The sequence below is a fragment of the Ensifer sp. 22521 genome (assembly GCF_052044795.1).
Taxonomy (GTDB): domain Bacteria; phylum Pseudomonadota; class Alphaproteobacteria; order Rhizobiales; family Rhizobiaceae; genus Ensifer.
On record NZ_JBQENM010000076.1, the window covers coordinates 1 to 447 of the forward strand.

Below are 447 nucleotides of genomic sequence, written 5' to 3' on the forward strand. Positions count from 1 at the left end.
GACCTTCGTCAATGTCGAGCACGTCCAGATCACCGGCGGTTCGGGCGACGACGTCATCACCACGTTGGACGGGAATGATCAGCTTTACGGCGGCCTTGGTAACGATACGTTGTCTGGCGGCGCCGGCAGCGACAACCTCCAGGGTGGCGAGGGCAATGACACGCTTTCCGGCGGATCGGGTTCTGACGCTCTCGACGGCGGGGCTGGCAGCGACAACCTCGATGGCGGCGACGACAATGACAGCATGGTTGGTGGTGAAGGCGACGACACGCTGACCGGGGGGGCCGGCTACGACTACCTGGATGGCGGCCTTGGCACTGATACGCTCGACACGAGCGCCGACGGCGGCCAGGCCTTTGGCGGCAGCGGTGACGACGGCCTGATCGGCGGCGACGGCGCCGACTACCTGGCCGGCGGCGAAGGCAGCGACACGATCAATGCCGGAGC

The 447-nt window shown here is 66.7% G+C and carries 1 protein-coding gene; it reads left to right on the top strand.

Features of this window, described 5'->3' with window-relative positions:
• Nucleotides 1-447, top strand: a 447-nt coding sequence (locus ACTJKE_RS36595; RefSeq protein WP_440693923.1) for a calcium-binding protein, incomplete at both ends; no start/stop codon positions are given.